The 24,762-nt window shown below is 74.0% G+C and carries 19 protein-coding genes; 5 read left to right on the forward strand and 14 right to left on the reverse strand.

Annotation, left to right across the window (positions count from 1 at the left end; all coding sequences use genetic code 11):
• Window positions 1-14: 14 nt before the first annotated feature.
• From DZA62_RS13805 to DZA62_RS13835, 7 genes are all read right to left on the reverse strand, one after another.
• Window positions 15-1,769, reverse strand: a complete 1,755-nt coding sequence (locus DZA62_RS13805; protein WP_116949448.1) for an IucA/IucC family protein — start codon at window positions 1,767-1,769, stop codon at window positions 15-17.
• The gene (locus DZA62_RS13810) at window positions 1,756-3,075 is read right to left on the reverse strand and encodes a lysine N(6)-hydroxylase/L-ornithine N(5)-oxygenase family protein (RefSeq protein ID WP_116949449.1); all 1,320 of its coding nucleotides are present in this window, start codon (window positions 3,073-3,075) and stop codon (window positions 1,756-1,758) included. The genes DZA62_RS13805 and DZA62_RS13810 overlap by 14 nt, the downstream gene beginning before the upstream one ends.
• A gap of 349 nt (window positions 3,076-3,424) precedes the next feature.
• Window positions 3,425-4,006, reverse strand: a complete 582-nt coding sequence (locus DZA62_RS13815) for a GNAT family N-acetyltransferase (protein ID WP_116949450.1) — start codon at window positions 4,004-4,006, stop codon at window positions 3,425-3,427.
• Window positions 4,003-5,781: an IucA/IucC family protein gene (locus DZA62_RS13820; RefSeq protein ID WP_116949451.1), complete on the reverse strand. Its 1,779-nt coding sequence runs from the start codon at window positions 5,779-5,781 to the stop codon at window positions 4,003-4,005. Before DZA62_RS13820 ends, DZA62_RS13815 begins: the two co-directional genes overlap by 4 nt.
• The gene (locus tag DZA62_RS13825; RefSeq protein ID WP_116949452.1) at window positions 5,778-7,241 is read right to left on the reverse strand and encodes a pyridoxal phosphate-dependent decarboxylase family protein; all 1,464 of its coding nucleotides are present in this window, start codon (window positions 7,239-7,241) and stop codon (window positions 5,778-5,780) included. The genes DZA62_RS13820 and DZA62_RS13825 overlap by 4 nt, the downstream gene beginning before the upstream one ends.
• Window positions 7,238-8,626 (reverse strand): diaminobutyrate--2-oxoglutarate transaminase family protein, encoded by a 1,389-nt coding sequence (locus tag DZA62_RS13830; protein WP_116949453.1) that lies wholly within the window; start codon window positions 8,624-8,626, stop codon window positions 7,238-7,240. The genes DZA62_RS13825 and DZA62_RS13830 overlap by 4 nt, the downstream gene beginning before the upstream one ends.
• 77 nt (window positions 8,627-8,703) lie before the next feature.
• Complete coding sequence (locus tag DZA62_RS13835; RefSeq protein ID WP_116949454.1) at window positions 8,704-9,522, reverse strand: DUF4190 domain-containing protein; 819 nt, start codon at window positions 9,520-9,522, stop codon at window positions 8,704-8,706.
• Window positions 9,523-9,674: 152 nt separating this feature from the next.
• On the opposite strand from DZA62_RS13835, the gene DZA62_RS13840 reads away from it, so the two are divergent.
• Complete coding sequence (locus DZA62_RS13840) at window positions 9,675-11,045, forward strand: M14 family zinc carboxypeptidase (RefSeq protein WP_116949455.1); 1,371 nt, start codon at window positions 9,675-9,677, stop codon at window positions 11,043-11,045.
• Between the two features lie 100 nt (window positions 11,046-11,145).
• On the opposite strand, the gene DZA62_RS36845 is transcribed toward DZA62_RS13840, so the two are convergent.
• Window positions 11,146-11,712 (reverse strand): CGNR zinc finger domain-containing protein, encoded by a 567-nt coding sequence (locus tag DZA62_RS36845; protein WP_116949456.1) that lies wholly within the window; start codon window positions 11,710-11,712, stop codon window positions 11,146-11,148.
• A gap of 98 nt (window positions 11,713-11,810) precedes the next feature.
• On the opposite strand from DZA62_RS36845, the gene DZA62_RS13850 reads away from it, so the two are divergent.
• Window positions 11,811-13,103, forward strand: a complete 1,293-nt coding sequence (locus tag DZA62_RS13850) for an MFS transporter (protein ID WP_157987671.1) — start codon at window positions 11,811-11,813, stop codon at window positions 13,101-13,103.
• 52 nt (window positions 13,104-13,155) lie between these two features.
• Here the strand turns inward: DZA62_RS13850 and DZA62_RS13855 are convergent, their stop codons facing one another.
• Window positions 13,156-14,355: a phosphotransferase family protein gene (locus DZA62_RS13855; RefSeq protein WP_116949458.1), complete on the reverse strand. Its 1,200-nt coding sequence runs from the start codon at window positions 14,353-14,355 to the stop codon at window positions 13,156-13,158.
• A 60-nt stretch (window positions 14,356-14,415) separates the two neighbouring features.
• Between DZA62_RS13855 and DZA62_RS13860 the strand changes: the two genes are divergently transcribed.
• Together DZA62_RS13860 and DZA62_RS13865 are read left to right on the forward strand one after the other, a co-directional pair.
• On the forward strand, window positions 14,416-15,111 hold the full coding sequence (locus DZA62_RS13860; protein WP_116949523.1) for a VOC family protein: 696 nt from the start codon (window positions 14,416-14,418) through the stop codon (window positions 15,109-15,111).
• A gap of 4 nt (window positions 15,112-15,115) precedes the next feature.
• A complete protein-coding gene (locus DZA62_RS13865; RefSeq protein ID WP_116949459.1) occupies window positions 15,116-16,009 on the forward strand; it encodes an arginase family protein in 894 nt (297 codons plus the stop codon).
• On the opposite strand, the gene DZA62_RS13870 is transcribed toward DZA62_RS13865, so the two are convergent.
• Complete coding sequence (locus tag DZA62_RS13870; RefSeq protein WP_116949460.1) at window positions 15,993-16,748, reverse strand: MerR family transcriptional regulator; 756 nt, start codon at window positions 16,746-16,748, stop codon at window positions 15,993-15,995. The genes DZA62_RS13865 and DZA62_RS13870 overlap by 17 nt on opposite strands.
• Window positions 16,738-17,979 carry an MFS transporter gene (locus DZA62_RS13875; protein ID WP_116949461.1) on the reverse strand — a complete coding sequence of 414 codons (1,242 nt, stop codon included), beginning with the start codon at window positions 17,977-17,979 and terminating at the stop codon, window positions 16,738-16,740. The genes DZA62_RS13870 and DZA62_RS13875 overlap by 11 nt, the downstream gene beginning before the upstream one ends.
• Window positions 17,980-18,080: 101 nt before the next feature.
• Between DZA62_RS13875 and DZA62_RS13880 the strand changes: the two genes are divergently transcribed.
• Window positions 18,081-19,085 (forward strand): PHP domain-containing protein, encoded by a 1,005-nt coding sequence (locus DZA62_RS13880; protein WP_116949462.1) that lies wholly within the window; start codon window positions 18,081-18,083, stop codon window positions 19,083-19,085.
• Window positions 19,086-19,129: 44 nt separating this feature from the next.
• Here the strand turns inward: DZA62_RS13880 and DZA62_RS13885 are convergent, their stop codons facing one another.
• From DZA62_RS13885 to DZA62_RS13895, 3 genes are all read right to left on the reverse strand, one after another.
• Window positions 19,130-20,317 (reverse strand): MFS transporter, encoded by a 1,188-nt coding sequence (locus tag DZA62_RS13885; protein ID WP_116949463.1) that lies wholly within the window; start codon window positions 20,315-20,317, stop codon window positions 19,130-19,132.
• The gene (locus DZA62_RS13890) at window positions 20,314-20,889 is read right to left on the reverse strand and encodes a TetR/AcrR family transcriptional regulator (protein WP_198663729.1); all 576 of its coding nucleotides are present in this window, start codon (window positions 20,887-20,889) and stop codon (window positions 20,314-20,316) included. Before DZA62_RS13890 ends, DZA62_RS13885 begins: the two co-directional genes overlap by 4 nt.
• A gap of 68 nt (window positions 20,890-20,957) precedes the next feature.
• Window positions 20,958-24,713, reverse strand: coding sequence for a S8 family serine peptidase (locus DZA62_RS13895; protein ID WP_116949465.1), 3,756 nt, complete (start codon window positions 24,711-24,713; stop codon window positions 20,958-20,960).
• Window positions 24,714-24,762: the final 49 nt, after the last annotated feature.

Genomic DNA, 24,762 nt, shown 5'->3' on the forward strand with positions numbered 1-24,762 from the left:
GGGGCCGGCCGATGTCACCGAGGGACGAACGAGGGCGAGAGGGGGTTGGGCACGGAGCCGACGGCGGAGATGACCGGACGCTCGGGGTCGTCGGCGTAGCCGCGCTCGAACAGCCGCAGCCGGTTGAGGCACAGCTTCGGGAAGGTCGGCGACTCGAGGTCGAACATCGTGAACCGGTCGGCCAGCTCGCCGCGGAAACGCTCCTGGTACGCCGCCAGCACCGACCGCGCCGAAGCCCAGAAGTCGGCCTCCGGCACGCCCAGCCGGTCCGCGAAGATCTCCGCCAGGTACCGGTCGACGCAGATCAGCAGGCCGTTCTGCAGGTACTTCCGCAGCGTCTTCCCGTCCAGGATCACGTCGGCCAGCGCGGCCCGCACGGCCGGCGTCAGACCGGCATGCTCGGGAATGGACTCCGAGCAGATCGCGAGGTCGTCGACGAAGTCCTTGACGACCAGCCGGGTCGGCACACCGTCGCGGTGGACGATCATGCAGTTCTGCCCGTGCGGCGAGAACATCGCGCCGTACTTGTACAGGACGTGCAGCAGCGGCGGCAGCACCGCCGCGTGCAGCCGCCGCACCCACTCCGACGCCGGCAGGCCGCTCCGCTCCACCAGCGCGCCCGCGAACGTTCCGCCGGACGGGTCGGCGTGCAGCAGCGCGGCCAGCGAGACCGCCTGCTCGCCGTCGCGCAGGTACGGCTGCACGGGCTCGCGCCAGATCGCCCCCAGCAGCTCGGTGTACTGGTACGGGACGCCGGGCAGGCCGGAGTACACGGGGTGCGCGACGCTCACCCCGGCCACCTCGCCGAGCAGGATCAGCCCGGTCTCCCGCAGGAAGGCGTCCGACGAGACCACCGACGACAGCCACGACGTCAGCCCGGGCGCGGCCAGCGTCCGCTCGCGCGGCAGCCCGCGGTAGACCGACGTGTTGAGGATCGACAGCGGCAGCTTGAGGTAGCGACGTGCCGGGTCGTCGAGGTCGGTCATCGTGCGGATCGCCAGCTGCGGCCGGTACCGCGCCGGCCCGTCGCCGAGGACCACCAGGTCGCCGCGGGCCAGTTGCGGCGCGTGCAGCGGCAGGATCCGGTGCGCCCACTGCCACGGATGAACGGGCAGGTAGACGCAGGTGTCCGGGTCCAGCCCGCCCAGCTGGGCCTGCGCCCGCATCCCCTCGAACGCCTCGGAACCGACCTGGTCGCGCACCACCGCGTGGTGGTCGAGGCCGACGGCGTCCGCGACGGCCGGCGACGCGGCCAGCCAGAGCAGCCGGACGTCGGCCCGCGCCTCCGGCGGGTACGCCCGCAGGTCGTCGGCGCCGAATCCGACCCGGCCCTTGTTCGCGACGATCCACGGATGCCCGGTCAGCTCGGCCTCGGCCAGTACCGGTTCCAGGTCGGCCAGTTCGGCCGCCGGGCGCGCGGTCGTGAGCTGCCGCGCGTCGGTGAGCAGTGTCGACGACAGCTCCGACACGGCGCCGGCGACGGTGGACGCGTCGGCCCCCGCGGCGGTGAGCAGCGCGGTGAACACCGCGACGGCGTCCGGCAGCGGCCCGCCGCCCTCGGCCGTCAGCGACTCGGGGAGGACGCGCCACCAGCCGAGCGCCCGCCGCACGGCCCGTCCGGTCAGCGTCGCGCCCGGCAGCGGCACCGTCAGCGCGCCGTCGTCCGTGACGTCCAGCGCGATGATCTCTTCATAGCCGAACTCGGTGAGCAGCTTCGCGATCAGCTCGCGGTTCGCCCGCTCCCACTGCTCCAGGTCAGGTGCGGTCATGGGCGCGGACCTCCTCGGGGACGCCGAAACTCTGGTAGACGGTGCGGTCGCGGACGGGGTAGACGTCGCGGCCGGCGAGCGCGTTGACGATGACGGAGTTGCGGTGCGCACCGAGGCCCAGGTCCGGTGCGCCGACGCCGTGCGTGTGCAACTCGGCGTTCTGCGCGAACAGCGTGGACGGCGCCGCCTCGGACGTCAGCCGGAGCCGGTAGTCCAGCGACACCTCGGGCCGGCCCAGCGTGTCGCGTGCGACGACGCCGTCGGCCACCGGCAGCGGGGACGGCTCGTGCCCCGTCCCCAGCACGACGACGTCGGTGTCGCGGGTGAAGGTGCGGTCCAGGTCGCGGTGGTGCCAGGTCAGCCGCCAGCGCCGTCCGGGCGTCGGCGACGGCTCGATCGCGCGCAGTTCGCACCCGCCCGCGTACGCCACCGGCGGGTCGGCCCGATCGACCGTCGCCTCGTACAGCAGGTCGTAGATGCGCTCGCTGGTCTCGGCGGACAGGCCCTTGTAGAGCAGGTCCTGCCCGGCCCGGATCTCGTCGCGGGTCGAGGGCGGCAGACCGTGGAAGTAGGCCGTGTACTCGGGCGTGAAGTGCTCCAGCCCGAGCTTGGAGTACTCCATCGGCAGGAACCCGCGCGACCGGGTGAACCAGTCCACCGTCAGCCCGCCGGGGAGCCCGGCCTCGAGCAGGTCGGCGACCACCTCGCCGGCGCTCTGCCCGGACCCGACGACGGTGACGGCGGACGCGGTCACCGCCTTCTCGCGGTAGGTGAGGTAATCCTCGGTGTGGAAGACGTCCGCCCCGAGGACGTCGCGGGCGACGGCCGGCACGGACGGCCGGGTGCCGACGCCGAACACCACCGAGCGTGCCGTGTGCTCCTCGACGGCGCCGTCCGCGGTCTCGACGACGACCCGCCACGATCGGCCGTCCGGCTCCACCGCCGTGACCCGGGTCCCGAACCGGCAGGACGGCAGCGACTCGGCGACCCACCTGGCGTACGCGTCGAACTCCGCCCGCGGCACGTGGAACCGCTCGTAGAAGTAGAACCGGTACAGCCGGCCGCGGTCGTGCAGGTAGTTGAGGAACGACCAGCGGCTGGTCGGATCGGCCAGTGTCACGAGGTCGGCCAGGAACGGCACCTGCAGCGTCGTGCCGGGCAGCATCAGCCCCGGGTGCCAGGCGAACCGCGGCGCCGCCTCGAAGAACACCGCGCCGACGTCGGGCACCGGGTCGAGCAGCGCGGCCAGCCCCAGGTTGAACGGCCCCAGCCCGACGCCGACGAGGTCATGCTCGTGAGAGCTCATCTGTGGCTCCCTTGCTGGTTCCGCGGGTCAGCAGCCGTGGCGACGCCCGGCGCGGGCCCCGGCCACACCCGTGCCGGGAGCACCTCGCCCGCGTCGTGGCCGTATCGGCACCAGAACGGCACGCCATACGGCGTCCCGGCGAGTGAGGTGAGCGCCGTGCGCCTGCCGCCGCCTCCCACCCCGGAGGATGGGCGACCCGGATCCGTTCCCGTGGTGATCTTGGTGTGAGTGCGCAACTGCGGCGTGAATTGTCCGGTCGATGGCCCGACAACTCCAAGATCAACGCCGGGTGCGGCGGCGATCTCGTCGCCTCGGGCTGACACGTACCCACGGAAACGGCCGAAGAGCCTCATGTGCTCCCTCCCGCCCCCGCGGCCACGGCCGCGCGGTCGCCCGGCCAGCGCGTGTCGAACGCAGCCCGCTCGCAGGCCAGCACCGCCGCCCGCTTCTCCGGCAGGTCGACCTCGCCCAGCGACGTCAGCCCGAGCCGGTCGCAGTAGGCCAGCATCCGCCCGTTGCGCACGTCCGGCTCGCAGACAGCGCGGCCGCCGCGGTTCAGCAGCCAGGCGAGCACGGCCCGGCCCATCAGCCGCGGCACCCCGGTGCCGAGCATCGACAGCGGCCCGACCAGCAGGTGGAAGCCCTGGTCGTCCGGACGCGCGGGGTAGTAGCCGGCCAGCGGGTCCTCGGGGACGGCGTACGTCTCGACGTAGCCGAACGCGACGCCGTGCGCCGACACCAGCCACGGCCGCAGGTGCGTGAGCCCGGCCAGGTAGGCGCGGATCGCCGCCGGCGAGACGCCCAGCTGCCACCACGGCACGACGTGCGACCGGTTCATCCAGTCGTGCACCAGCTCGCCGTCCTCGTCCGGCCGGACCGGCGCGAACGTCAGCTCCACCGTGGCGTCCGGCAACGTGACGGACCAGGTCATGCCCCCACCCCCAGCAGCGGATTCGGCAGCGTCACGTACACCGACTGGGTCGAGATGTCGCCGACCAGTTCGTCCATGTCGTGCGCCCGGGTCAGCAGGTTCGCCTTGCACGGCCAGCGCTCGTCGTCGAGCAGCCGGTCCAGCAGCGTGGCCGGGTACCGCCCGCCGCGCGACCGTTCCTCCGTCAGCACCCGGCGCAGGTCGCCCAGCAGCACGTTCTCGTCGACGCTCGGGCCGAGCGCGTTGATCACGCCGAGGGTGAGGTTGACGAACAGGTAGTAGACCAGCCGCTCGTCGGCCAGCTCCTCGGGGAAGATCGACTCGGTGACCTCGCCCAGCCCGGGCACGACGTCGACCAGGTCGCCGTGCGCGGCCGCGCGGTGGAAGTAGCCCTGGCTGTCGCGGTACACGCCGCGCACCGGCCAGCCGTCCTCCAGTTCGACCAGCGTGTTCTGCTGGTGCGCCTCGAAGCACAGCCCGACGTCGAGGTAGAGCCGGACCAGCGAGCGCACCACCACGTCGCAGAACCGGCCGAACCACTCGCGGGCGACGGCGTCCTCGGTGCGGTGGTCGCGGACGGCGATGTGCGCGACGATCGCGGCCAGCCGGCTGCTGCCGCCGTACGGGTGGTCCTGGCAGAGCGTGGTGAGCGCGCTGACGTCGCGCGGGCCGCTCGCCGTCCAGCGGTTGTCCCGCAGCAGGACGGAGAACCCGTCCAGCACCATGCCGTCGCGGGCCAGCGTCAGGTAGGCGGGGTCCTGGACGAGGACGAAGTGCGGCGCGGCCGCGCGGGTGCGGTCGCCGATGACGGTGCGGGCGAGCGCCGCCGACTCGACGGCGCGGTCCAGCTCCTTCGGCAGTGTCACCCGCATCGAGTTCGTCACGCGCACGTGCAGGCTGAACTTCAGCTGCCAGGGCGCGTCGGCGCGGTACACCGTCCGCACCGACGTCGTCGGCAGGAAGGGCGCGCCCCACGCGCCGAGGTCGACGACGGCGCCGGAGTCGAACAGGTCGGCCGTCAGCGGGTCGGCGGCCAGCCGGTCCGCCTCGTACGGGTGCGCGGGCAGCAGGATCCGGTCGCCGCCGACGGCATCGCGGGTGGCGGCCAGCGCCCCCTGGTCGACGGCGGGATCGTCGCGCAGCAGCGCCGCGGCCAGCTCGGGTGCCGGGACGTCCAGCGCGCTGCCGTGCCGCACCAGGTCGCGGTCGACGGCCAGCCAGCGCAGCGCGAACCGGCCGCCGGTCTCGGGGGAGAAGCGCTGCCGCTCGACGGCGCCCAGCTCGCCGCGGCTCTTCGGGGTCGGGTGGACCAGGTGGCCGAGCAGCAGCGCCTGCTCGGTCTCGGCGAACGGCAGCGGCTCGGCGGACCAGAGCCGGTCGATCTCCGGCGCTCGGCCGTCGAGGTAGCCGGCGACCGCGGCGGCGCTGTCCAGGACCCGGGCGAGCAGCGGTTCCGTGCGCAGCCCGGTGCCGGGCAGCGCGTCGGCGAGCAGGACGGCCAGGTGTGCGAGCCCGACCGGCCGTGGCTCGCCGCCGGCGATCTGGACGAGCGCGGGCAGCTCCAGCTGGTGCCGGTACGTGGCCGACACCCGGCGGACGCCGACGATCAGGCGGGCGTTCCACTGCGGCAGCGGGATGACGATGCGCGCCCCGCCGGCAGGCTCGAGCGTCCAGCCCGGCACCTCGCGCAGCCAGCACGACAGCAGGGCGTGCGCCGTCGCGTCGTCGGCGGCCTGGGTGGGCGTCGGGGCCGCGGTCTCGAGCAGGCCGGTCATGCCGCCTCCTCGAGTCCGGCCGACGCCTCGGCCCCCACCGCGACGAGCAGCGCGGCGACATCGTCGTGGCTGGTCAGCGGGTTGGTGAAGGTGAGCTTCAGGGCGACCCGGCCGCGGTACCGGGTGCGCCCGACGACCGCCCGGCCGGAGGCCAGCAGCCGCCGCTGCACGTCGACGTTCAGCGCGTCCAGCCGGTCCGCGTCGACGCCGTCGGGGCGGCAGCGGAACAGCACGGTGACCGTCTGCGGTGGCGCCAGCAGCTCCAGGTCGGGGCGGCGGCGGACCGCCTCGCCGGCCTTCGCCGCGAGGTCGACCAGGTGCTCGACCAGGCCGGCCAGCCGGCGCCGGCCGGTCGCCCGCAGCGACACCAGGATCTTCAGCGCGTCGAACCGGCGCGACGTGTCCAGCGACCGGTCGACGAGGTTGAGCACGTCGTCGTCCTCGGTGCGGTTGAGGTAGTCGGCCGGCTCGCGGACGCTGCCCAGCGCGTCGGCGTCGCGGACCAGGAGGGCGCTCGCGCCGATCGGCTGCCACCAGAGCTTGTGCAGGTCGGCCGTGATCGAGTCGGCCCGCTCCAGCCCGGCCACCAGCGGCCGCAACCGGTCGCTGAGCACCAGGGCCGACCCGACGGCGGCGTCGACGTGGAACCAGGCGCCGGCGGCGGCCGCGCGGTCGGCCAACGCCGTGAGCGGATCGATGGCGCCGGTGTCGGTGGTGCCGGCGGTCCCGACGACGGCGATCGGCACGCCGCCGGTCTGGGCGAGCTGGGCCAGCGTCCGGTCCAGGGCGGCGACGTCCATGCGGCCGTCGTCGTCGGTGGTGACGGCGACGACGGCGTCGCGGCCCAGCCCCAGCACCGCGGCGGCCTGCCGGACGCTGACGTGCGCCCCGGCCGACGCGAGAATGCGCCAGCGGGCGGCGCCGGGCGGGAGCCCGCTGAGGTTCGCCCCGCCGGCCGCGTGGTCCCGGGCGAGCAGCAGCCCCAGCAGGTTGGACGCCGTCCCGCCGGAGGTCAGCACACCGGATCCGCCCTCGGGCAGCCCGATCAGCGCGTTGAGCCGGCCGACCAGCCGGTCCTCGACGTACGTCGCCATGGGCGCCTGGTCGTAGGAGTCCATCGACTGGTTCGTCGCGGCGATCGCCAGCTCGGTCGCGGCCGCCGTCAGCAGCGTCGGCGGGTGCAGGTGGGCGGCGCACCACGGATCGGTGACCCGCGCGCCGTGCGCCAGCACCGTCCGGCCGACGTCGGCGAGCACCTCGCCGAGCGGCTCCGCCTCGTCCGGCAGCGGCTCGATCGCGTCCGCGATCTCGCGAAGCCGCGCCGGGCCGGCGGACGGGAACGGGCGGTGCTCGCCGGGCGGGCCGTCGGCGGAGGCCAGGACGGTGAGCACCTCGGCGACGGCCGCCCGCAACGCGTCGTGCGCCGCCGGGCTGCCGTCGAGGAACAGCGGCCCGGTCACCGCCCCGCCTCCTCGTCCGCGCGGACGGCCCGCAGCGCTGCGCCGAACGCCTCGACCACCCGGTCCAGCTCCTCGTCGGTGACGACCAGCGGCGGCAGGAACCGGACGACGGCGTCGTGGCTGCCCCCGACCTCGACGATGACGCCGCGGCGCAGCATCTCGCTCTGCACCTTGCCGGCCAGCCAACCGTCCGGCACCGGGACCCCGTCGGCGTCGGCCACGCCCGGGTCGACCAGCTCGGCGCCGACCATCAGGCCGCGGCCGCGGACGTGCCCGACCCGCGGATCGTCGGCCGCCACCGCGAGCAGTCCCTCCGTCAGCCGGCGGCCGGCCTCGCGGGCCCGCTGCGCCAGTCCGGCGCGGACCACCTCGCGGATCGTCGCCGCGCCCGCCGCCAGCGCGAGCGTCTGCCCGCGGAACGTGCCCGCGTGCGCGCCCGGCTGCCAGCCGTCCAGCTCGCCGCGGTGGATGATCACCGCCAGCGGCAGCCCGCCGCCGATCGCCTTCGACAGCACCAGCACGTCGGGGTCCAGCCCGATCGCGTCGCTCGCCCACAGGTCGCCGGTGCGGCCGAGGCCGGTCTGCACCTCGTCGGCGATGAGGACGGTGCCCGTCGTGCGCGTGGCCTGGCGGAGCGTGCCCGCGAACGCGGCCGGCATCGGCTGCACGCCGCCCTCGCCCTGCACCGGCTCGGCGATGACGGCGGCCGGCGTCGCGATGCCGCTGAGGTCGTCCGTCAGCGCCCACTCGACCAGGCGGCCGGCCATCGCGGCGCCGTCGTCCAAGCCGAACGGCGACCGGAACGCCGTCGGGAACGGCAGGTGGTGGACGTCGGGGAGGAGCGTGCCCAGCGGCTCCTTGACCGCCTTGCGGCCGGTGAGCGCGAGCGTGCCCTGCGTCATGCCGTGGTAGGCGCCGCCGAACGCGATCAGCCCGGACCGGCCGGTGGCGGTGCGGGCCAGCTTGACCGCGGCCTCGACCGCGTCGGCGCCGGTCGGCCCGCAGAACAGGATGCGGCCGTCGCGCAGCGGCTCCGGCAGCACGGCGAACAGCTGCTCGACGAACCGGTCGCGGACCGGTGTCGGCAGGTCCAGCGTCGACAGCGGCGTGCCCTCGTCGAGTACCTCGCGCAACGCCTGGTCGACGACCGGGTGGTGGTGGCCGAGCGCCAGAGCGCCGGCACCGGCGAGGCAGTCGAGGTACTCGCGGCCCTGGCGGTCGCGGACGGTGCTCGCCTGCCCGGCGACCAGGGCGATCGGGAGGCGGCGCGGATAGGAGCGCGCCGAGGATTCTCGGAGGCGCTGGCGTTCGAGCAGGTCGTCGGCGGTTTCGGCGGTTCCGGTTGCCGGCGGTTCGGCGAGCCTGACACCCTCGTGGTACGCCACGGGCGCGGTCCTTTCACGGAGAATGATCTGCAGTCAACTAGGTTTGCCTAACCTAACTCAGACCGCAAGTAGCTCCGTCAGACCCCCGGCTGGTTCGCGAGACTCCCGGTGAGCGTGCCCTCGACGGCGACGGCGATGCACACCACTTCGCGGTCGCGGGGCCAGCTCGGTTGCTGCGGGTACAGGTAGGACAGGCCGATTTCGGGGTTCTCGTACGCTCTCGGCGAGTAGGTCAGCAGTGCCGCGGCGCACCGCGCGTCGGCCTGCGCGGTGATGCCGTCGAGTCCGGGGTAGTCGCCCGCAGCGAGCTCGAACGACGCGAACACCTCGCCCTCGTGCGCCTCGGTGCACGGGACGGCGGGCAGCGAGGTGACGCTGGAGGCGTCCTCGACGTCGCGCAGGCCGTTCAGGCAGTCGCCGATCTCGACGTCGTAGGTCGACAACGAGCCCTCGTCGGTGATCTGGCCGGTGTCGTCGCGCTCCGGCTCGGTGACCATGGCGTGGACGCCCGCCCCCACGAGGACCAGCAGCCAGAGGCCGGCGCCGATCAGCCCGGCGACGGCCAGCCCGCGGCCCTGCTGCCGGTCGTTGGACGTCTGGCCGAGCGCGATGACGCCGAAGACGATGGCCAGTGGGATGCCGCCGATGAGTCCGAAGATCAGCGCCGCGATGGCCATGCCGTTCGTGCCCGGCCTGCGTTCCGGTTGCGGCTGGACCGGCCAGGGGCTCGGCGGTCCGTACGGCCGGCCGCCGTAGGTGCCGTACTGCGGGGGCGGCTGCTGCGCGATCGTGGCACGGTGCTCGGCGTACGAGGGTGGCGTCGCGGCCGGTGTCGCGTACGGCGTCGCGTACGGGTCGCGCGCGGCCGGCGGGGTCGGCGCCTCGGGCTCGGACATGGCGCGACGGTAGTGCTGGGTCCGGACTCTACCGCCGCAACGTGACATGCCACATCTCTCGTATCAAACGTAACCAAGCGATAACCTCGGCGCGGATCGGCCGATCTTGACTGGTCCTGCCCCCACTGCCGGTTCTGCGGAGGAATGCGTTCATGAGACGTACTGATCACTCCCGTTCGAGTCGCCGCACCGTCCTGCTGGCCGCGGCCGCCGTCCTGGCGGTTCCCGCGGTCGCCGTCCCGGCCGCCGTGGGCGCGGCGTCGCCGTCGGCCCCGTCTGTCGCGGCCGACGCCGAGTTGCCCAGCGGCAACACCGCCTACCGGACGCTGGCCGACTACGAGGCCGACATGGCGGAACTGGTCGCCGACCACCCCGACCTGGTCAAGCCGATCACGCTGCCCTACCCGACGACGTCCGGGCGCACCGTCCGCGGCGTCGAGATCAGTACCGACGTCAACGCCGACGACGGCAAGCCGGTCTTCGTCGACGTCGGCATGCACCACGGCAACGAGTTCCCGAGCGGCGAGCTGACCATGGAGTTCGCCATCGACCTCGTCCAGCGGGCCGCCGCCGGCGACCGTCACGTCACGCGACTGCTCGACAACGCCCGCGTCGTCGTCGTGCCCATCGTCAACGTCGACGGGTTCGTGCGCGGCCGGCGGCAGACCGACACCAACACCGACATGAACCGCAACTACGGCATGGGCTGGTTGCCGATCTCCACCGGTGGCGCCGCCGCGTGGTCGGAGCCGGAGACCCGCAACATCGAGTGGCTGCTGTCGACCCGGCAGGCGGTCGTCTTCAACACCCAGCACACGTGCATCCAGGTCGTGTTGTACCCGCCGTTGCAGCTGGCCGCCGGCCCCGCTCAGGATGTCGACCGGCTGCACTCCCTCGCCTCCGAGGTGGCGTCGATCTATGGCCCCGGCTACGACGCGCTGCCGTCGGCCGAGGACTACGAGACCACCGGCGAGGCGATCGACTGGGCCTACTACGCCACCCGCGGCCTCGCCCTCACGACCGAGACCTGCCCCGACGCCGGTGTGGCGCGCACGTACGAGACCCAGGTCCTCGACGTGTACGACGAGCACCGCGAGGCCATGCTGACCATGCTCGAGACGGCCGCCGACCCCGCCCAGTACGCCGTCATCGAGGGCAAGGGCCCGAAGGGTGCCGTGCTGCGCATCACCAAGGCGTTCGACATGTACACCAGCCCCTACCTCCAGTCCGACGGCGCCACCCGCCCGTCGTCGTTCACCACCACGCTGACGTCGGATCTCACGCTCGGCCGCAACGGCAAGTTCGAATGGGCCGTGAACCCGTCGTACCGGCCGATCCCGGCCTACCAGGAGGACGGGGTGCACGGGTTCCAGACCGGGTTCTACGAGGAGCCGTGGATCCTCACCTGCGAACGCCCCGACGGCACCGTTCTCGAAACCGTGCCGGTCAACGTCGACCTCGGCGAGAGCATCACCGTCGATCTCAAGGAGTGCCGCCGCGAGTTCCACAAGTCGCGGCCGTGATTCGGTAACAGCGGGTTCCGACCCCCGTGGTCATGGGCCGGCATGCGACCGCCGGCCCATGACCACGTCTCCTGTCCTGCTCGAAAACGCGCCCTCGCCGTCACTCGGTCTCGGCGCGATCGCCGTGAGCCGCGTAGTAGCGGCGGGACTTGTCGCGGCTGCCGCACGTGATCATGCTGCACCACCGGCGCCGGCCGTTCTTGCTGGTGTCGAGGAACAGCCAGTGGCACGAAGGGCAGTCGCCGAGGCGGTGCAGCGGTCCCCGGGTGAGCAGCCCAGCGGCCGAGGTGGCGACCTCCCAGAGCAGCACCCGCAGGCTCTCTGGCTCCGCCCAGGAGAGCCGGAACGTCGCGCCGTCCTCCACGAACCGGGCCTGCGCGATCCCTTCCGCGTGCACCGTATGGATGAGTTCGAGGTCGTCGGGCGAGGGGGCGTCGCCGTGCGCCAGCGGCTGGAACACGCGGAACACGGTCTCGCGCAGGTCACGGGCCACGGGGAGGGTGAACCGCAGGCTCGGATCGTCGTCGACGGGGTGTCCGACGGCGCGCGCCCAGGTCACGACCTCCGCGGGCGACGCCAACCAGTCGCGACGGGCGACCGGCCGCGCGTTGACGGTATTGGCGAAGTCGAGGCAGAGCGCGTTGCCGACCAGTTCGACGTCGGTCATGTGGCCCAGGCTATCTCACCGTTCATCAGGCGTTGACAGGTAAGACGCTCGGCGTCGAGACTGCAACCAGTGAAACGCCGATGAAGGGTGAGAATCCGATGCGGGTGTTGCCGGTGCCGTTGGGCCGGTCGTTCAACGGGCTGTGGTTCGGGACGGGGGCGGCGAACCTCGGCGACGGCATGGGGCTGTTCGTGCTGCCATTGCTGGCGATCGCCGTCGGCGCGTCCGCAGGCGGCGTCGCGGCGGTGACGGCGGCACTCACCCTGGCGTGGCCGGTGTTCGGGCTGCACGCCGGCTGGATCGTCGACCGCGTGGATCGGCGGGCGTTGCTGAGCACCGTGAACGCGGTGCGCGGCCTGGTGCTCGGCGGCGTCACGGCCGCGTTCCTCGCCGATGCGCTGACGCTGCCGCTGATCCTCGTCGCGGCCGTGCTGCTCGGCGTCGCCGAGACCCTCGTCGACACCGCGCTGACCGCGACCATCCCACTGGTCGTCGAGCCGGCCGGGCGCAGCCGGGCGAACGCGCGCATCGAGGCGACCATCAACGTGACCAACCAGCTGGCCGGGCCGCCGCTCGCCGGTCTGCTCGCCGGCACGACGCTGGCCCTGGCGACCGGTGCCAGCGCCGCGCTCTACGTCCTCGCCGTCGGCGGGGTGCTCATGATGACGCTGCCCCGCGCCGCGCCGACCGCCGTGTGCGAGCCCGGCGCGACCGCCGGTGGTGGGGTTGCGGCCGGTGGTGTGGCCGCCGGGTTCCGGTTCCTCTGGCGGCAGCCGGTCGTGCGGACGCTGACGTTGTTCACGGCCGCCATGAACGTCGTCTGGGCGGTGGCGACCGCGCTGCTCGTCGTGTACGTCGTCGAACCGGGGCCGCTGGGGTTGACGGCCGCTCAGTACGGGCTGCTGCTGACCGCCATGGCCGTCGGCGGGATCGTCGCGTCGGTGCTGGTCGAGCCGCTGCGCCGGTGGGTCGGCACCACCCGCCTGATGATCGCCGACGCCGTCGGGACGGTGTTGTTCGTCGAGCCGGTCGCGTTCGGCGCCGGCATCTGGGTGGTGGCGGGCGGCGCCGTCGTCGCCGGGGCGGGGTCGAGCATCTGGCGCATCCTCGCGGGGACGATCCGGCAGAACCTGTCGCCGCCGGAACTCCTCGGCCGCATCTACTCGGCGTCGCGGATGATCAGCTGGGGCGTCATCCCGGTCAGCGCCGCCCTCGCCGGCGTCATCGCCGAGGTGTGGGGGCTGCGGACGGCGTTCGCCGCGGCGACGGTGCTCGCGGTGATCGTGCTCGCCGCGTTCGTGCGATTCGCGCTCCGCACCGATCTGGCGGCCGCCGTCCGTGGTGCCGTCGGCGGTGCCGCCGACGAGGACGACGTTGCGGCGACCGCGTGAGGGCGGCACGGTCGGCCCGGCACGGTCGCCCCGCCCGGCCGGCCCGGCCCGGTCAGCCGGTGGACGCGGCCGCCGAGGGTGTCCCGGCGAACGCCGGATAGAGGCGAGGCGGCGGCGCACCGGCGTCCGGCCAGCGGATCACCATCGCCTCGGCCAGCTCGGTGGACCAGTGCGCGAGATCCGGCAGGATGCCGGCCCGAGCGGCGAGGCGCCGGAACACCCCGAGCTGCTGGACCAGCTGAGCGCGCCGCCGCCAGCTGTCGTACGCCGGCTGGTCCGGGCTCGCGATCAGTGGAAGACGGGTCACCCGGCCGGCGAGCGCGGTGGCCGCGCCGACCGCGAGCATCTCGTCGTACGCCGGCAGCGCATCCACCGGGAGCGATTCCGCGAGCACGTCCCGATACGCGCGGTCGGCGTCGTCGACCACGTCGACCGGCAGGACGGACCAGTTCGGGCTGTGGTGAGGAAACGGGTAGTGCAGGAACGAGACGTCGAAGCCGATGTGCCCGTATCGGCTGCCTTCGAAGTCGACGAGTCGCACGCCGTGCTCGGTGACGAGTGCGTTGGTCGGGTTGAGGTCGTCATGCACCAGAGCCGCGTAGGCGCCGGGGTCGTCGAGGTGTGAGCGGACGAGCGCGAGGTCGTCCCGCGCGATCCTGGCGTCGGGGAGGCCGAGGTCCGTGCAGGCGTCCTCGACGACGGACCAGTGGCGCGTGCCGCGGGTCCCGGAGCCGCCGCCGGTCGTCACATCGGCCGGCCCGAACTCGGCCAGCGCGGCCTCGTGATCGAGGCGGCGCCCGAGGGTGCTCGCATGGAGCCGCCCGACCGCCCGGCCGTACTCCACCATCGCCGAGGCCGCGCGTTCCCGGTCGTCGCCGAGGAGCACCTGCTCCAGCGTCGGCCGGCTCCCGAGGTCGGACTGCACGACGACACCGGCCTCGTCGTCGACGAGGATCACGCGCGCGGCGACCCGGCTTCGCCCGAGCGTCCGCAACGCGGCGACCTCGCGCCTCAGGTAGGCGGGGCCGCCGTGCCCCGCACCGTCCACTCGCCTCGTCTTCACGATGATCGAGCGGGCCGCGCGATCATCGGCGCCCAGCCCGGGCAGCTCCCGATCGAACACCAGCCGCGTCACCGGCGCCCAGTCGTGGCCGACGCCGTCCGCCGCCACGACGACCGGTCGTCGCCCGCAGATCACGGTCAACCCGTGCAGCACGGCGTCGCGACGAGCGGGTGTCAGCGGATAGTGCACGCTCGGACCTTCTCACGGTCTGCGCCCAGACTGTCGGACCCGCGTGCGAGCATGGCCGGCATGGGCGAGGACACAGCGCGGCCGCTGCGCCGTCCGGAGGCGTCGGCCGCCGTCGAGCGGCTGGGCTGGCGCTATCTCCTGGCGCGGTTCCACACCCGCGTCGCGGTGGGGTCCTCGGCCGAGGCGGTCGACGTCACGGCGACGGCGGTACGCGCGGCCGGCCCGGCCGACGCCCACCTGCTGGTCGACCTGCGGCCCGGCCGCGTGCTGCTCAGCCTTCAGGACGCCGCCCTGGCCAACGTCACCAGCACGGACGTCGACGCCGCCGGCCGCATCACCACGGCGCTGCGGTCCGCCGGGCACGACGTCGATCCGGCGGTCGGCGGGCCGTCGCGGTCCGAGCAGGCCCTCGAGATCGCCATCGACGCGCTCGACATCCCGGCGGTGCGGCCGTTCTGGAAGGCGGTGCTCGCCTACGCCGACGAGCCCGGACCCGACGGTCCCGCCGATGCGCTGGTCGACCCGCTCGGGCAGGGGCCCGCGGTCTGGTTCCAGCAGATGGACGCGCCGCGGCCGCAGCGCAACCGCATCCATCTCGACATCAGCGTCCCACACGACGAAGCGCGCCGGCGGCTGGCGGCGGCGCTCGACGCCGGCGGACGGCTGGTCAACGACGGACGGGCGCCGGCGTTCTGGGTGCTCGCCGACGCCGAGGGCAACGAGATCTGCATCTGCACCTGGCAGGGACGGGACTGACGCCATGACGACGCTCGGAATCCTCGGCGTGCCGTCGAGTGCTGCCGCCCACTGGCCGGGCCAGGAGCGTGCGCCGGCCGCGCTGCGGGCCGCCGGGCTGGTCGAGCTGCTCGAGCGGTCCGGCAACGATCTCCACGACCACGGCGACCGCCCGGTCCGCCGGTGGACGGCACGCCCCGCGGCCGACGGCGGACCGAACAATCTCGACGGCGTGCTGGAGGTGCTCGACGACACCCGGGCGGCCGTCACACAGATCCTGGCCGACGACCACACGCCGGTCGTCGTGGGCGGGGAGTGCACGCTGACCATCGCCGTCGTCAGCGCGTTCGCCGCCGCCGGGCACGAGGTCGGCCTCGTGTACGTCGACGGAGGGCAGGACCTCCAGACGCCCGCCGATCATCCGGACGAGCCGATCGCCGACGGCATGGGGGTCGCGCACCTGCTCGATCTTCCCGGCACCGCGCCCGCCCTCAGCGGCTTCGGTCCGCGGAGGCCGCTGCTCACGGCCGACCAGGTGTGCTTTTTCGGCTACGCCGACGACGAAGAGGACGTGCACGGACGGGTCCCCAGCTGGCGGTTCCCGGTCGCGTCGGTGGCGCCCGACCCGCAGGCCGCCGCCCGGCTGGCGCTCGACGCCGTCACGTCCGTGACGACGCGGTTCATCGTCCACCTCGACGTCGACGTCGTGAACTTCCTCGACCTCCCGGCCGCCGACGTCCCGCAGTACCGCGGCCTCACGCTCGCCCAGGTCATGAGCGCGGTGACGGTCATGGTGCGGCACCCGGGGTTCGCCGGCCTGGTGCTCACCGAGTTCAACCCCGACCACGGCGAGCCCGACGGCTCGACGGCGCGGCGCCTGGCCGAGGCCCTCGCCGCGGCGTTCACACCAGTGCGCTGAGTCGCTCCTCCACCAGTGCCAGCGCCCGCCGCTGCGACTCGTTGAGCATGTCGTCGGTGTACGCGGACAGCAACGGCGCCAGCGCACCGAGGTCGAGATCGTCGTCGCCCGCTGCCTGGACGTCCGCCAGCATCGGCGCCACCAGCGCGGCCAGGTCGTCGGCCAGCCGCTCGATCTCGGCGTCGCCGCTGTCCGGGCCCAGCTCGTCGATGCGTACGTAGAGCGCCCTGCTCGCGGCGATGACGTCGGGGTCGGCCATCCGCTCGTACAGCCGGGCCAGCTGCGGCAGCTTCGCGTCGCCCACGAGATGGGCGATGAGGATCGCCTGCTCGCGGTCGATGCGCGCCAGCCCGGGCGCCACCTCGCCCGCCCCCGACGCCGTGAGGTAGCGGGCCAGCTCGTGCGGCAGGTCGGGCGCCGCACGGTCGCGCCGCAGCTCGGCGACGATGGCGCGCCGCGCCTCCAGCCGCCGGATCGCGGCCGCCAGCTCGTCGTCGAGCTGGTCGAGCAGCGCGACGGCGTCGGCGCCGGGCTGGTCGAGCAGGTCCGGCAGCGCGGACAGCGGGAACCCGAGCGCCGTCAGCCGTTTGATCCGCAGCAGCCGGATCAGGTGGTGGACGTCGTACGAGCGGTAGCCGTTGGCCGACCGCGGCGGCTCGTCGAGCACCCCGACCTGGTGGTAGTGCCGCAGCGTCCGGACGGTGACGCCGGCCAGCGCGGCCAGCTCACTACTGCGCACTCGCGGGCACCTCCTCGGCCGGTGCGGTCACGGAGTCCACGGTACGCAGCGCTCGCGAGCGCAGTGCGACGATCGCCGTCACCGTCCACACCACCGTGACCGCGATGGCCGCCACGCGCACCGAGCCGTACTCGGTGAGCACCGCGGCGAGCATGATCCCGGCCGGCGGCGCGGCCGTCGTGATCGCGTTCTGCGTCCCCATGACCCGGCCGCGGAACGCCTCCGGCACCCGCTCGATCATCAGAACGCCGAGCAGGCTGGAGCTGAGCCCGCTGAACGCTCCGACGAGGAACGCGCCCGCGAACACCGCCCACGGTGCGACCAGGCCGGCGACGACGGCGAACCCGGCGGTCGTCCCGGCGATGCCGGTGAGCAGCCAGAAGCGCCGCGATACGCGCGGGCCGGCGGCAGCGTAGGTGCCGGCGCCGAGCAGCATGCCCGCGGCGATCGCGGTGAGGACGAACCCGACCTGCTCCGGACGCCCGGCGTCGAGGAAGTACACCGGCAGGACGAGCCCTTGCAGCCCCGCCAGGACGAACACCGACACGACGGCGATCAGCGTGACGGTCGCGAGGAACCGGCTCCCGGCCAGGACCCGCCAGCCGTCCGTGAACTGCCGCCACGACGAGCCGGTCGGCGCGGCTGCCACCGCGGTGTCGATGACGCCGACCCGGTGCGGGATGAGCAACGTGATCAGCGCCGCGCCCAGCGACGTCGCCGCGGTGATCCACAGCACGGTGGACCCGTCGAACACCGCCATCAGCGTCCCGGCGGCGGCGGGCCCGGCGAGGAGGGCGACGGCGCCCAGTCCCTCGCGGGTGCCCATGAGCCGTTCGGCGCTGACGCCGCTGTGTCGCACGATCGCCGGCAGCAGCGCGTCGCGCGCCGTCATCCCGGGCACGTCGCCGAGCGAGCCGATGATGCCGAACAGCACGAACCAGCCGAGCTCCAGTCCCGTGACCGCGTCGACGACGGGGAGCGCGGCGACCGCCCCGGCGGAGACCAGGTCGGTGACGATCGACGACGTGCGCCGGTTGATCCGGTCGATCACGACGCCCATGAACAGGCCGGCGAGGACCGCGGGCACCGCCGTCGCGGCCGCGACCCAGCCCGCGCCGAGCGCGCTGCCGGTGACCTGCAGCACGATCAGCGGCAGCGCGACACCGGCGATGGAGTTGCCGAGCAGACTCAGCGTGTACGACGCGAGGTACGCGACCGGGATCAGCTTCATGGGTCCAGCGAAAACCATGACGTCGCGTCGGGGTCAAGCCGGCGCGGGGCCGCCCGGGAGACACTGGGTCCGTGACTGCCGACCCCACACCCGGCGACCTCATGCGGCGCATCGCGTTCCTGCTGGAGCGGGCCCGCGAACCGACGTACCGCGTGCGTGCGTTCCGGACCGCGGCCGAGACCGTCGACTCCATCGGGATGGCCGAGCTGGTCGACCGCGTCGAGGCCGGCACGCTGACCGAGCTGCCCGGCATCGGCAAGGTGACCTCGACCGTCATCACCGAGGCGCTGGCCGGCGAGGTCCCGGTGTACCTGCGCCGGCTGGAGGCCACCGGCGGGCGGCCGGTCGCCGAGGGCGGCGCGGAGATCCGGGCGGCGCTGCGCGGCGACCTGCACACCCACTCCGACTGGTCCGACGGCGGCAGCCCGATCCACGAGATGGTCCGGGCCGCCGCCGAGCTGGGGCACGCGTACGTCGCGCTGACGGACCACTCGCCGCGGCTCACGGTCGCGAACGGCCTGTCGCCGCAGCGGCTGCGCGAGCAGCTGGACGTCGTGGCGGAGCTGAACGACAGGAGCGACGGTATCCGGATCCTCACCGGCATCGAGGTCGACATCAACGAGGACGGCTCGCTCGACCAGACCGACGAGCTGCTCGGCCGGCTCGACGTCGTCGTGGCGAGCGTGCACTCGAAGCTGCGCATGGCGTCGGACGAGCTGACCGAGCGCATGGTCACCGCCATCGCCAACCCGCACGTCGACGTGCTCGGGCACTGCACCGGCCGGCTGATCACCGGCAACCGCGGCACCCGGCCCGAGTCGACGTTCGACCCGGAGCTCGTCTTCGCGGCGTGCGAGCGGTTCGGCGTCGCCGTCGAGATCAACTCGCGGCCGGAGCGGCTCGACCCGCCCAAGCGGCTGCTGCGGCTGGCCGTCGAGGCGGGCTGCTCGTTCGCGCTCGACACCGACGCGCACGCGCCCGGCCAGCTGGACTGGCAGCCGTACGGGTGCGAGCGCGCGGCCGCCTGCGGGGTGCCGGTCGAGAAGATCGTCAACACCTGGCCGGTCGACGACCTGCTGGCCTGGACCGGCCGCAACGCACCATGATCATCAATGATCCAACCACTCCTGAGGGGTTGGATCATTGATGATCATGGGAGCGGGCGCGGGCGGACGGCGAGTGCGCCGGCGCCGAGCGCGACCACCGCCATGACGGCGCAACCCCAGAGCGCGGCGACCGGGCCATCGGCGTCGACGAGGACGCCGAGCAGGCTGGTGGTGCCGGCGGCGACGCCGACGCTGAGCCCGAGCGCCATGCCCGCGGCCAGTCCGGCGTGCCGCGGCAGGCCGTCCTGCGCGACGATGACCAGCGGGTAGAAGATCCCTTCCAGCACCAGGCCGATCACGATCAGCAGCAGCACGGCCGGCAGTGGCCCGGTCAGTGGCAGCACGGCCGACAGCGGGACCAGCGCCAGCACGGACACCAGCACGACCGGCCGTCGTCCGTGGCGGTCGCCGAGCGTGCCGGCCAGGTACGTCCCGGCGGCTCCGGCCAGCAGCATGCCGGTGACCGCTGCGCTGCCAAGGCCCACGCCCGCGCCCAGCGTCTCGTCGAACCACACCGGCGCGAACGCCATCAGCCCGAACAGCACGCCCGCGGCCGCCGTCGCGCCGAGCGTCGCGAAGCCGAACGTGCGCCAGTCGCTGCGGACCGGCCACGCACCGGCTGAGGCCGGGTCGGGCTCGGCCAGGTCGGAGGGGACCCCGCGGCCCAGCAGCAGGGCGCCGAGCAGCGGGATGACGGCGACCGCGCCGGCCGCCTCGATGCCGTACGCCGCACCCAGCGGCACGACCAGCGACGGGCCCAGGGCGAAGCCGATGTTGCCGCCGAGCGCGAAGACGCCGAGCGCGGCGCCCGGGCTGGCGGCCGCAGCGGCGCGAGTGGCGCGGAACGCCTCCGGGTGGAAGATCGCGACGCCGAGGCCGCCGAGCAGCAGCGCGACCGCGATGGCGGCGAACGAGTCGAGCATGGTCGCCGCGAGCAGCCCGCCGCCGGCCAGCGCCAGCCCCAGCGGCTGCAGCCAGGCGGCCCGGACGCGGTCGCCGACCACGCCGGCCAGCGGCTGCATCACCGACGACGCGAGACTGCCGGCCAGCACCAGCAGCCCGGCGTCGGCGTAGGTCATGCCGCGCTCGGCGACGAAGAACGGGATCAGGGCGGGGACGGCGGCCTGGAACAGGTCGGCGCCGGCGTGCGCGACCGTCAGCCGGGCGACCCGGCCGCGGTCGACGCCCTGGCCGGGGATGACCCGCTCGAGCACGGTGGCCACGGCGCTCATGGCAGCAGCCCGTGCAGCGTGAGGTCGAGGACGGCGTCGGTGGCGCGCCGCGCCGACCAGCGGTGTTCGCGGCGCAGGTGCCGATAGGTCTCGCAGACCTGGACGTACAGCACGGTCGCGGTCTCCTCGGGATCGGCGGCCGGACGCAGCGAGCCGTCCAGCGCGCCGTCGCGCAGCAGCCGGACGATGGGGGCGGTGAACTCGGTGCGAGTGAGCGACTCGTCGCCGGGATCGTGGTAGATCGCGTTCAGCGTCGGATCGTCGAGCCCGGCCATCAGCTCGGACCGTTCGTCGGTGACCGCGCAGAAGACTTCGAACGCCGCGGTCAGCCGGGCGCGGGCGTCGCCGGGGCCGGCGAGGACCGGGAGCAGCCGCTCGCGCTCCTCGCGAGCCAGCTCGTCGCGCAGCGCGACCAGGATCGCCGTGCGCGTCTCACCGCGCCGGTACAGCGTGACGCGGGTGATGCCGGCCTCCTTGGCGATGTCCGCCATCGACGCGCCGCCGAGCTCCTGCCGCTCGGCCAGCCGCTTCGCCGCGGCCAGGACGTCCTGAGACACCGTCGCTTCGTTCACGATACAAGGTGTATCACGACGCAGCTCAGGACGTCCAGACCCGGCGGCCGGTGTGGCGGCGGCGAAGGTCAGTCCAGCGGGTAGGCGCGGATGACCTCCTGCTCCAGCCGGGTGCCGTCACCCTGGGCGTCGATCCGCAGCGAGACGTGCTCGGCGTCCGCGGGGTGCTTGACGCTGACGGTGTACTCCCCGGCGCCGGACCGCCGGACGACCGCGGGCCGCCAGCTGGCGCCGTCGTCGTACGAGACGTCGACCCGCACCCGCCGGACCGACGGCGACGGCGCCCCCACCTGCCCGCCCACGGTCAGGCCGAAGTGGAACGTGCGCCCGGCCGGCGCCCGGTTCAGCGAGTCCAGCGGCACGTCGTACGTCGCGAACAGCAGCGGCAGCAACGCGCAGTTCCGGTCGCCGCGGTCGGTGCACGCGTAGTGCGACGGCAGCTCGCCGACGCCGGACGCAGGGGCGGCGGACCGGAACGTCCACGCCGTCGACGACCGCGTCCCCCAGCTCCACGGCGCGTCGGACCAGGCGTCGATCTCCAGCCGGTACTCCGAGTCCGCCGCGACCGCCGCCAGCACCCCGCGCCCGGTCCGCCGGCTGACCACCAGCGCGTCGTCGCGGTACAGACGGGTGGCCGAGTTCTCCCAGCGGGTGTCCCAGGAGCCGTAGTGGCCGTCGCCGGAGTCGGCGACGTCCTCGATCCAGAAGAACAGCTCGTCGGCGTCGCGGCAGGCCGGGCACGGGATCGCCACCCGGTCCTGCTCCAGCACCTCGCGCCGCGGCGTCGGCACGAAGGGCGCGCCGAACCAGGTGTCCTCGAGCTGCTCGCCGGCGTCGAGCGTGCGCAGCCGGTCGCGGGCGTGCCGCGCGAGGACCACCTCGTCCGTCTCGTAGCCGACGGTCTGCTTCAGCCAGAGCATCCCGGGCGACGCCGTCACGTACTCCGTCCGCTCGACCGGCGCGCGGAAGTAGCGGTACGAGTCGAAGGACGACTCCTGCCAGGGCGCGAACGACGCGTTCACGTCCGCGACTGTGCGCTGCGGCGCGTCCGCACGGTAGGTGCTCGAGACGGTGGCGAGCTCGTCCGGGTCGACGACGTACGAGAGGTCCGTGCCGACCCCGCCGTCCTGGTCGAAGCGCAGGTCGTAGAGGTAGGGGCTGTCCGGCGTCGAGTGGACGGTGACGGTGCCGCCGTCGCGGGCGAGCAGCGCCTCGGCCTCGCTGAGGTCCAGTGCGGCGGCGGGGATCGGCAGCCCGCGCTCGACCGCGCCGGAGAACGGGTAGCCGGCCCGGCTGTAGAGGAACGCCAGCTCCGCACCCGCGGCCGCGACCGCCCGAATCTGCTCGCTCCACTGCCCGCCGGTCGCCTCGACCAGCGCGATCCGCCCGTCGAGGTCGACGGCGCCCAGTTCGGCCGGCGTCGCGGCGCCGGCGTCGACGACGTCGCGGCGGAACCGGCCCGCGGGCAGCTCCGGCGCGTAGACGAAGTACTCCGGCTCGAACGCGGCCAGCCCGGTGCCGTCGACGACGATGTCCGGCTCGGCGAGCGAGACCTGCGTGACGAGATGGAAGCCGCCCTCGGTGACCTGCTCGGTCGGCGTCGCGTAGACGTCGGTGAACGGCTCGCCGAGCAGGTAGCGGTAGTGCATGGCCTCGCCGGACAGCGGGAATCGCCAGAACTCCAGCTTGGCGAAGACCCCCTCGACGGTCCGGCCGACGTCCGCGGTGACCGGGACCGCGGTGCGGCCGTCGAGCACGACGCTCGCGCCGCCCGGGCCGACGCCGATCTGCGGGTCGCCGGCGAACGTGTAGGTGTACCGCTCGCCGTCCAGCTCGGTCATGATGCTCAGGGCGCTGTACGTGCCCGGCGGGACGCGGACGGTCGCCTGGCCACGGGCGTCCAGGTTCGGGAACGACACGTGCTTCGACGAGTCGTCGACGTTCCCGACCTGGACGGTGGCGCCGCGGTTGGGGCGGCCCTCGCGGTCCAGCACGGTGACCGTCAGCTCGTAGACCTCCGGCTCCTTGTTCAGCCCGAGCGGCAGCGAGACGCTCACCCCGTCCGGTCCGGTCCCGGTGACGAAGCCGCTGTACAGGCCCGCCGCGCCGAGCGACGGGTCGAGGGTGACGTCGACCGCCGCCGTGCCGTTCGCGGGGACGGTGACCGACGGCGCGCCGAGCGCGAGCATGCCGGCCGGTGCGGGTGCCGCGCCGACGCTCGCCGACGCCGCGAGGTCCAGCGTGACCGGAGCCTGCGTGCCGTTGGAGAACGTCACGGTGCGGACGATCGGCTCCAGGCCGGTCTGCGGGTACGGCAGGTAGCCGAAGTTCAGCGGCGCCGGACCGGCGTAGACGCCCTGCGCGACGGCGGTCGCGACGTCGACGCGGCCGCCGCCCTGCTGGTAGACGGTGAGCCCCTCGCGCGGAATCGCCGTCGACACCAGTGCGGCCTTGACCTGCTCGGGCGTCCAGTCCGGGTGCTGCTGGCGGACGATCGCGGCGGCGCCCGCGACGTGCGGGGTGGCCATCGAGGTGCCGGACGCGCTGGTGTACAGGTCGTCGACCGGCGTGCCCATCGCCGTCCCGGCGGCCCGGGCGGCGACGATGTTCGTGCCCGGCGCGGTGAGGTCGGGCTTGACGGCGTGGTCGCCGACCCGCGGGCCGCGGCCGGACGTCGCCGCCAGCTCGTCGGTCTTGGTGACGTTGCCGACCGTGAGCGCGGCGTCGGCGGCGCCCGGGTTGGTCAGCGAGTAGTCGCCCGGTCCGTAGTTGCCGCCGGCGATGACGAACAGCGCGCCGGTCTGCGCGGTCAGCTCGTTCACCGCTTGGCTGAGCGGGTCGGTGCCGTCGCTGGGGTATCCGCCGAGGCTCATGCTGACGACGTCGGCGCCGCCCCGCGCGGCCCACTCCATGCCGGCGATGACCCAGGAGTCCTGGCCGCTGCCGCCGTCGTCGAGGACCTTGCCGATCATCAGGTCGGCGCCGGGCGCGACGCCGCGGCGGGCACCGTCGGAGCCCGCGCCGGTGCCGGCGACCGTCGCCGCGACGTGGGTGCCGTGGCCGTGCCGGTCGGTCGCGCTGCCGCCGCCGGTGAAGTCCTGCTGCTCGGCGATCCGACCGGCGACGTCCGGGTGGGCGGGGTCGATCCCGGTGTCCAGGACCGCGACCGTGGTGCCGGTGCCGTCGAGGCCGCTCGCCCATGCCTCCGGCGCACCGATCAGCGGCACGCTGACGTCGAGTGTCGCGGCGACGCTGCCGTCGAGCCAGACGCCGTCGACGCCGCGGTCGGCCTGGACGGCGGCCCAGAAGGCGCCGGCGTCGGCCTTGGCGACCTCGACCGCCGCGCCGTCGATGCTGGGCAACGGGAGGGTGGCGTCGCTGGCCGGGAGGCGCTCGGCGCGGGCGGCGACGGCGGACGCGGACCGGGCGGCGGCGCCGTCATAGGTGACGATGACCAGCAGCTCGGCGGTCGCGTCGTCGGCGTACCCGCTCTCGATCAGCCGCGTGACGTTGAACAGCTGGTCGTCGACCGTGCCGGCCCGCACCTGCGGCGCGACCCGGGCCGGGACGACGTAGGTGTCGCCGTCCAGCTCGTATGCCTCGACCGCGCCGCCGTCCGCGGCGGCGACGGCGACCGACGTCTTCTGGCCGGTCGTGGTCACGTCGACGACGTCACCGGTGACCAGCGTGACCCGGGTGGTGGCCTCGGCGCTCGCCGAGGACTCCGGCGCGGCGCCGGCGGGGCCGGCCGGCGCCGCGGTCGCCGGGGCGGAGGCGGTGGCCGTCAGGGCGACGACCAGGATGGTCGCGGACCAGCCGGCCACCCATCGTCGCCGTCGTTCGCGGGATCGAGGCGGTGTCGAAGGCCTGAGG

The organism is Jiangella endophytica, assembly GCF_003427025.1.
Lineage (GTDB): Bacteria > Actinomycetota > Actinomycetes > Jiangellales > Jiangellaceae > Jiangella > Jiangella endophytica.

What these genes read in the sequence shown, in the direction of transcription:
- DZA62_RS13805 (WP_116949448.1), bottom strand. Translation starts at nt 1,769, where the DNA reads ATGACCGCACCTGACCTGGAGCAGTGGGAGCGGGCGAACCGCGAGCTG.
- DZA62_RS13810 (WP_116949449.1), bottom strand. Translation starts at nt 3,075, where the DNA reads ATGAGCTCTCACGAGCATGACCTCGTCGGCGTCGGGCTGGGGCCGTTC.
- DZA62_RS13815 (WP_116949450.1), bottom strand. Translation starts at nt 4,006, where the DNA reads ATGACCTGGTCCGTCACGTTGCCGGACGCCACGGTGGAGCTGACGTTC.
- DZA62_RS13820 (WP_116949451.1), bottom strand. Translation starts at nt 5,781, where the DNA reads ATGACCGGCCTGCTCGAGACCGCGGCCCCGACGCCCACCCAGGCCGCC.
- DZA62_RS13835 (WP_116949454.1), bottom strand. Translation starts at nt 9,522, where the DNA reads ATGTCCGAGCCCGAGGCGCCGACCCCGCCGGCCGCGCGCGACCCGTAC.
- DZA62_RS13840 (WP_116949455.1), top strand. Translation starts at nt 9,675, where the DNA reads ATGAGACGTACTGATCACTCCCGTTCGAGTCGCCGCACCGTCCTGCTG.
- DZA62_RS36845 (WP_116949456.1), bottom strand. Translation starts at nt 11,712, where the DNA reads ATGACCGACGTCGAACTGGTCGGCAACGCGCTCTGCCTCGACTTCGCC.
- DZA62_RS13850 (WP_157987671.1), top strand. Translation starts at nt 11,811, where the DNA reads ATGCGGGTGTTGCCGGTGCCGTTGGGCCGGTCGTTCAACGGGCTGTGG.
- DZA62_RS13860 (WP_116949523.1), top strand. Translation starts at nt 14,416, where the DNA reads ATGGGCGAGGACACAGCGCGGCCGCTGCGCCGTCCGGAGGCGTCGGCC.
- DZA62_RS13865 (WP_116949459.1), top strand. Translation starts at nt 15,116, where the DNA reads ATGACGACGCTCGGAATCCTCGGCGTGCCGTCGAGTGCTGCCGCCCAC.
- DZA62_RS13875 (WP_116949461.1), bottom strand. Translation starts at nt 17,979, where the DNA reads ATGAAGCTGATCCCGGTCGCGTACCTCGCGTCGTACACGCTGAGTCTG.
- DZA62_RS13880 (WP_116949462.1), top strand. Translation starts at nt 18,081, where the DNA reads ATGCGGCGCATCGCGTTCCTGCTGGAGCGGGCCCGCGAACCGACGTAC.
- DZA62_RS13885 (WP_116949463.1), bottom strand. Translation starts at nt 20,317, where the DNA reads ATGAGCGCCGTGGCCACCGTGCTCGAGCGGGTCATCCCCGGCCAGGGC.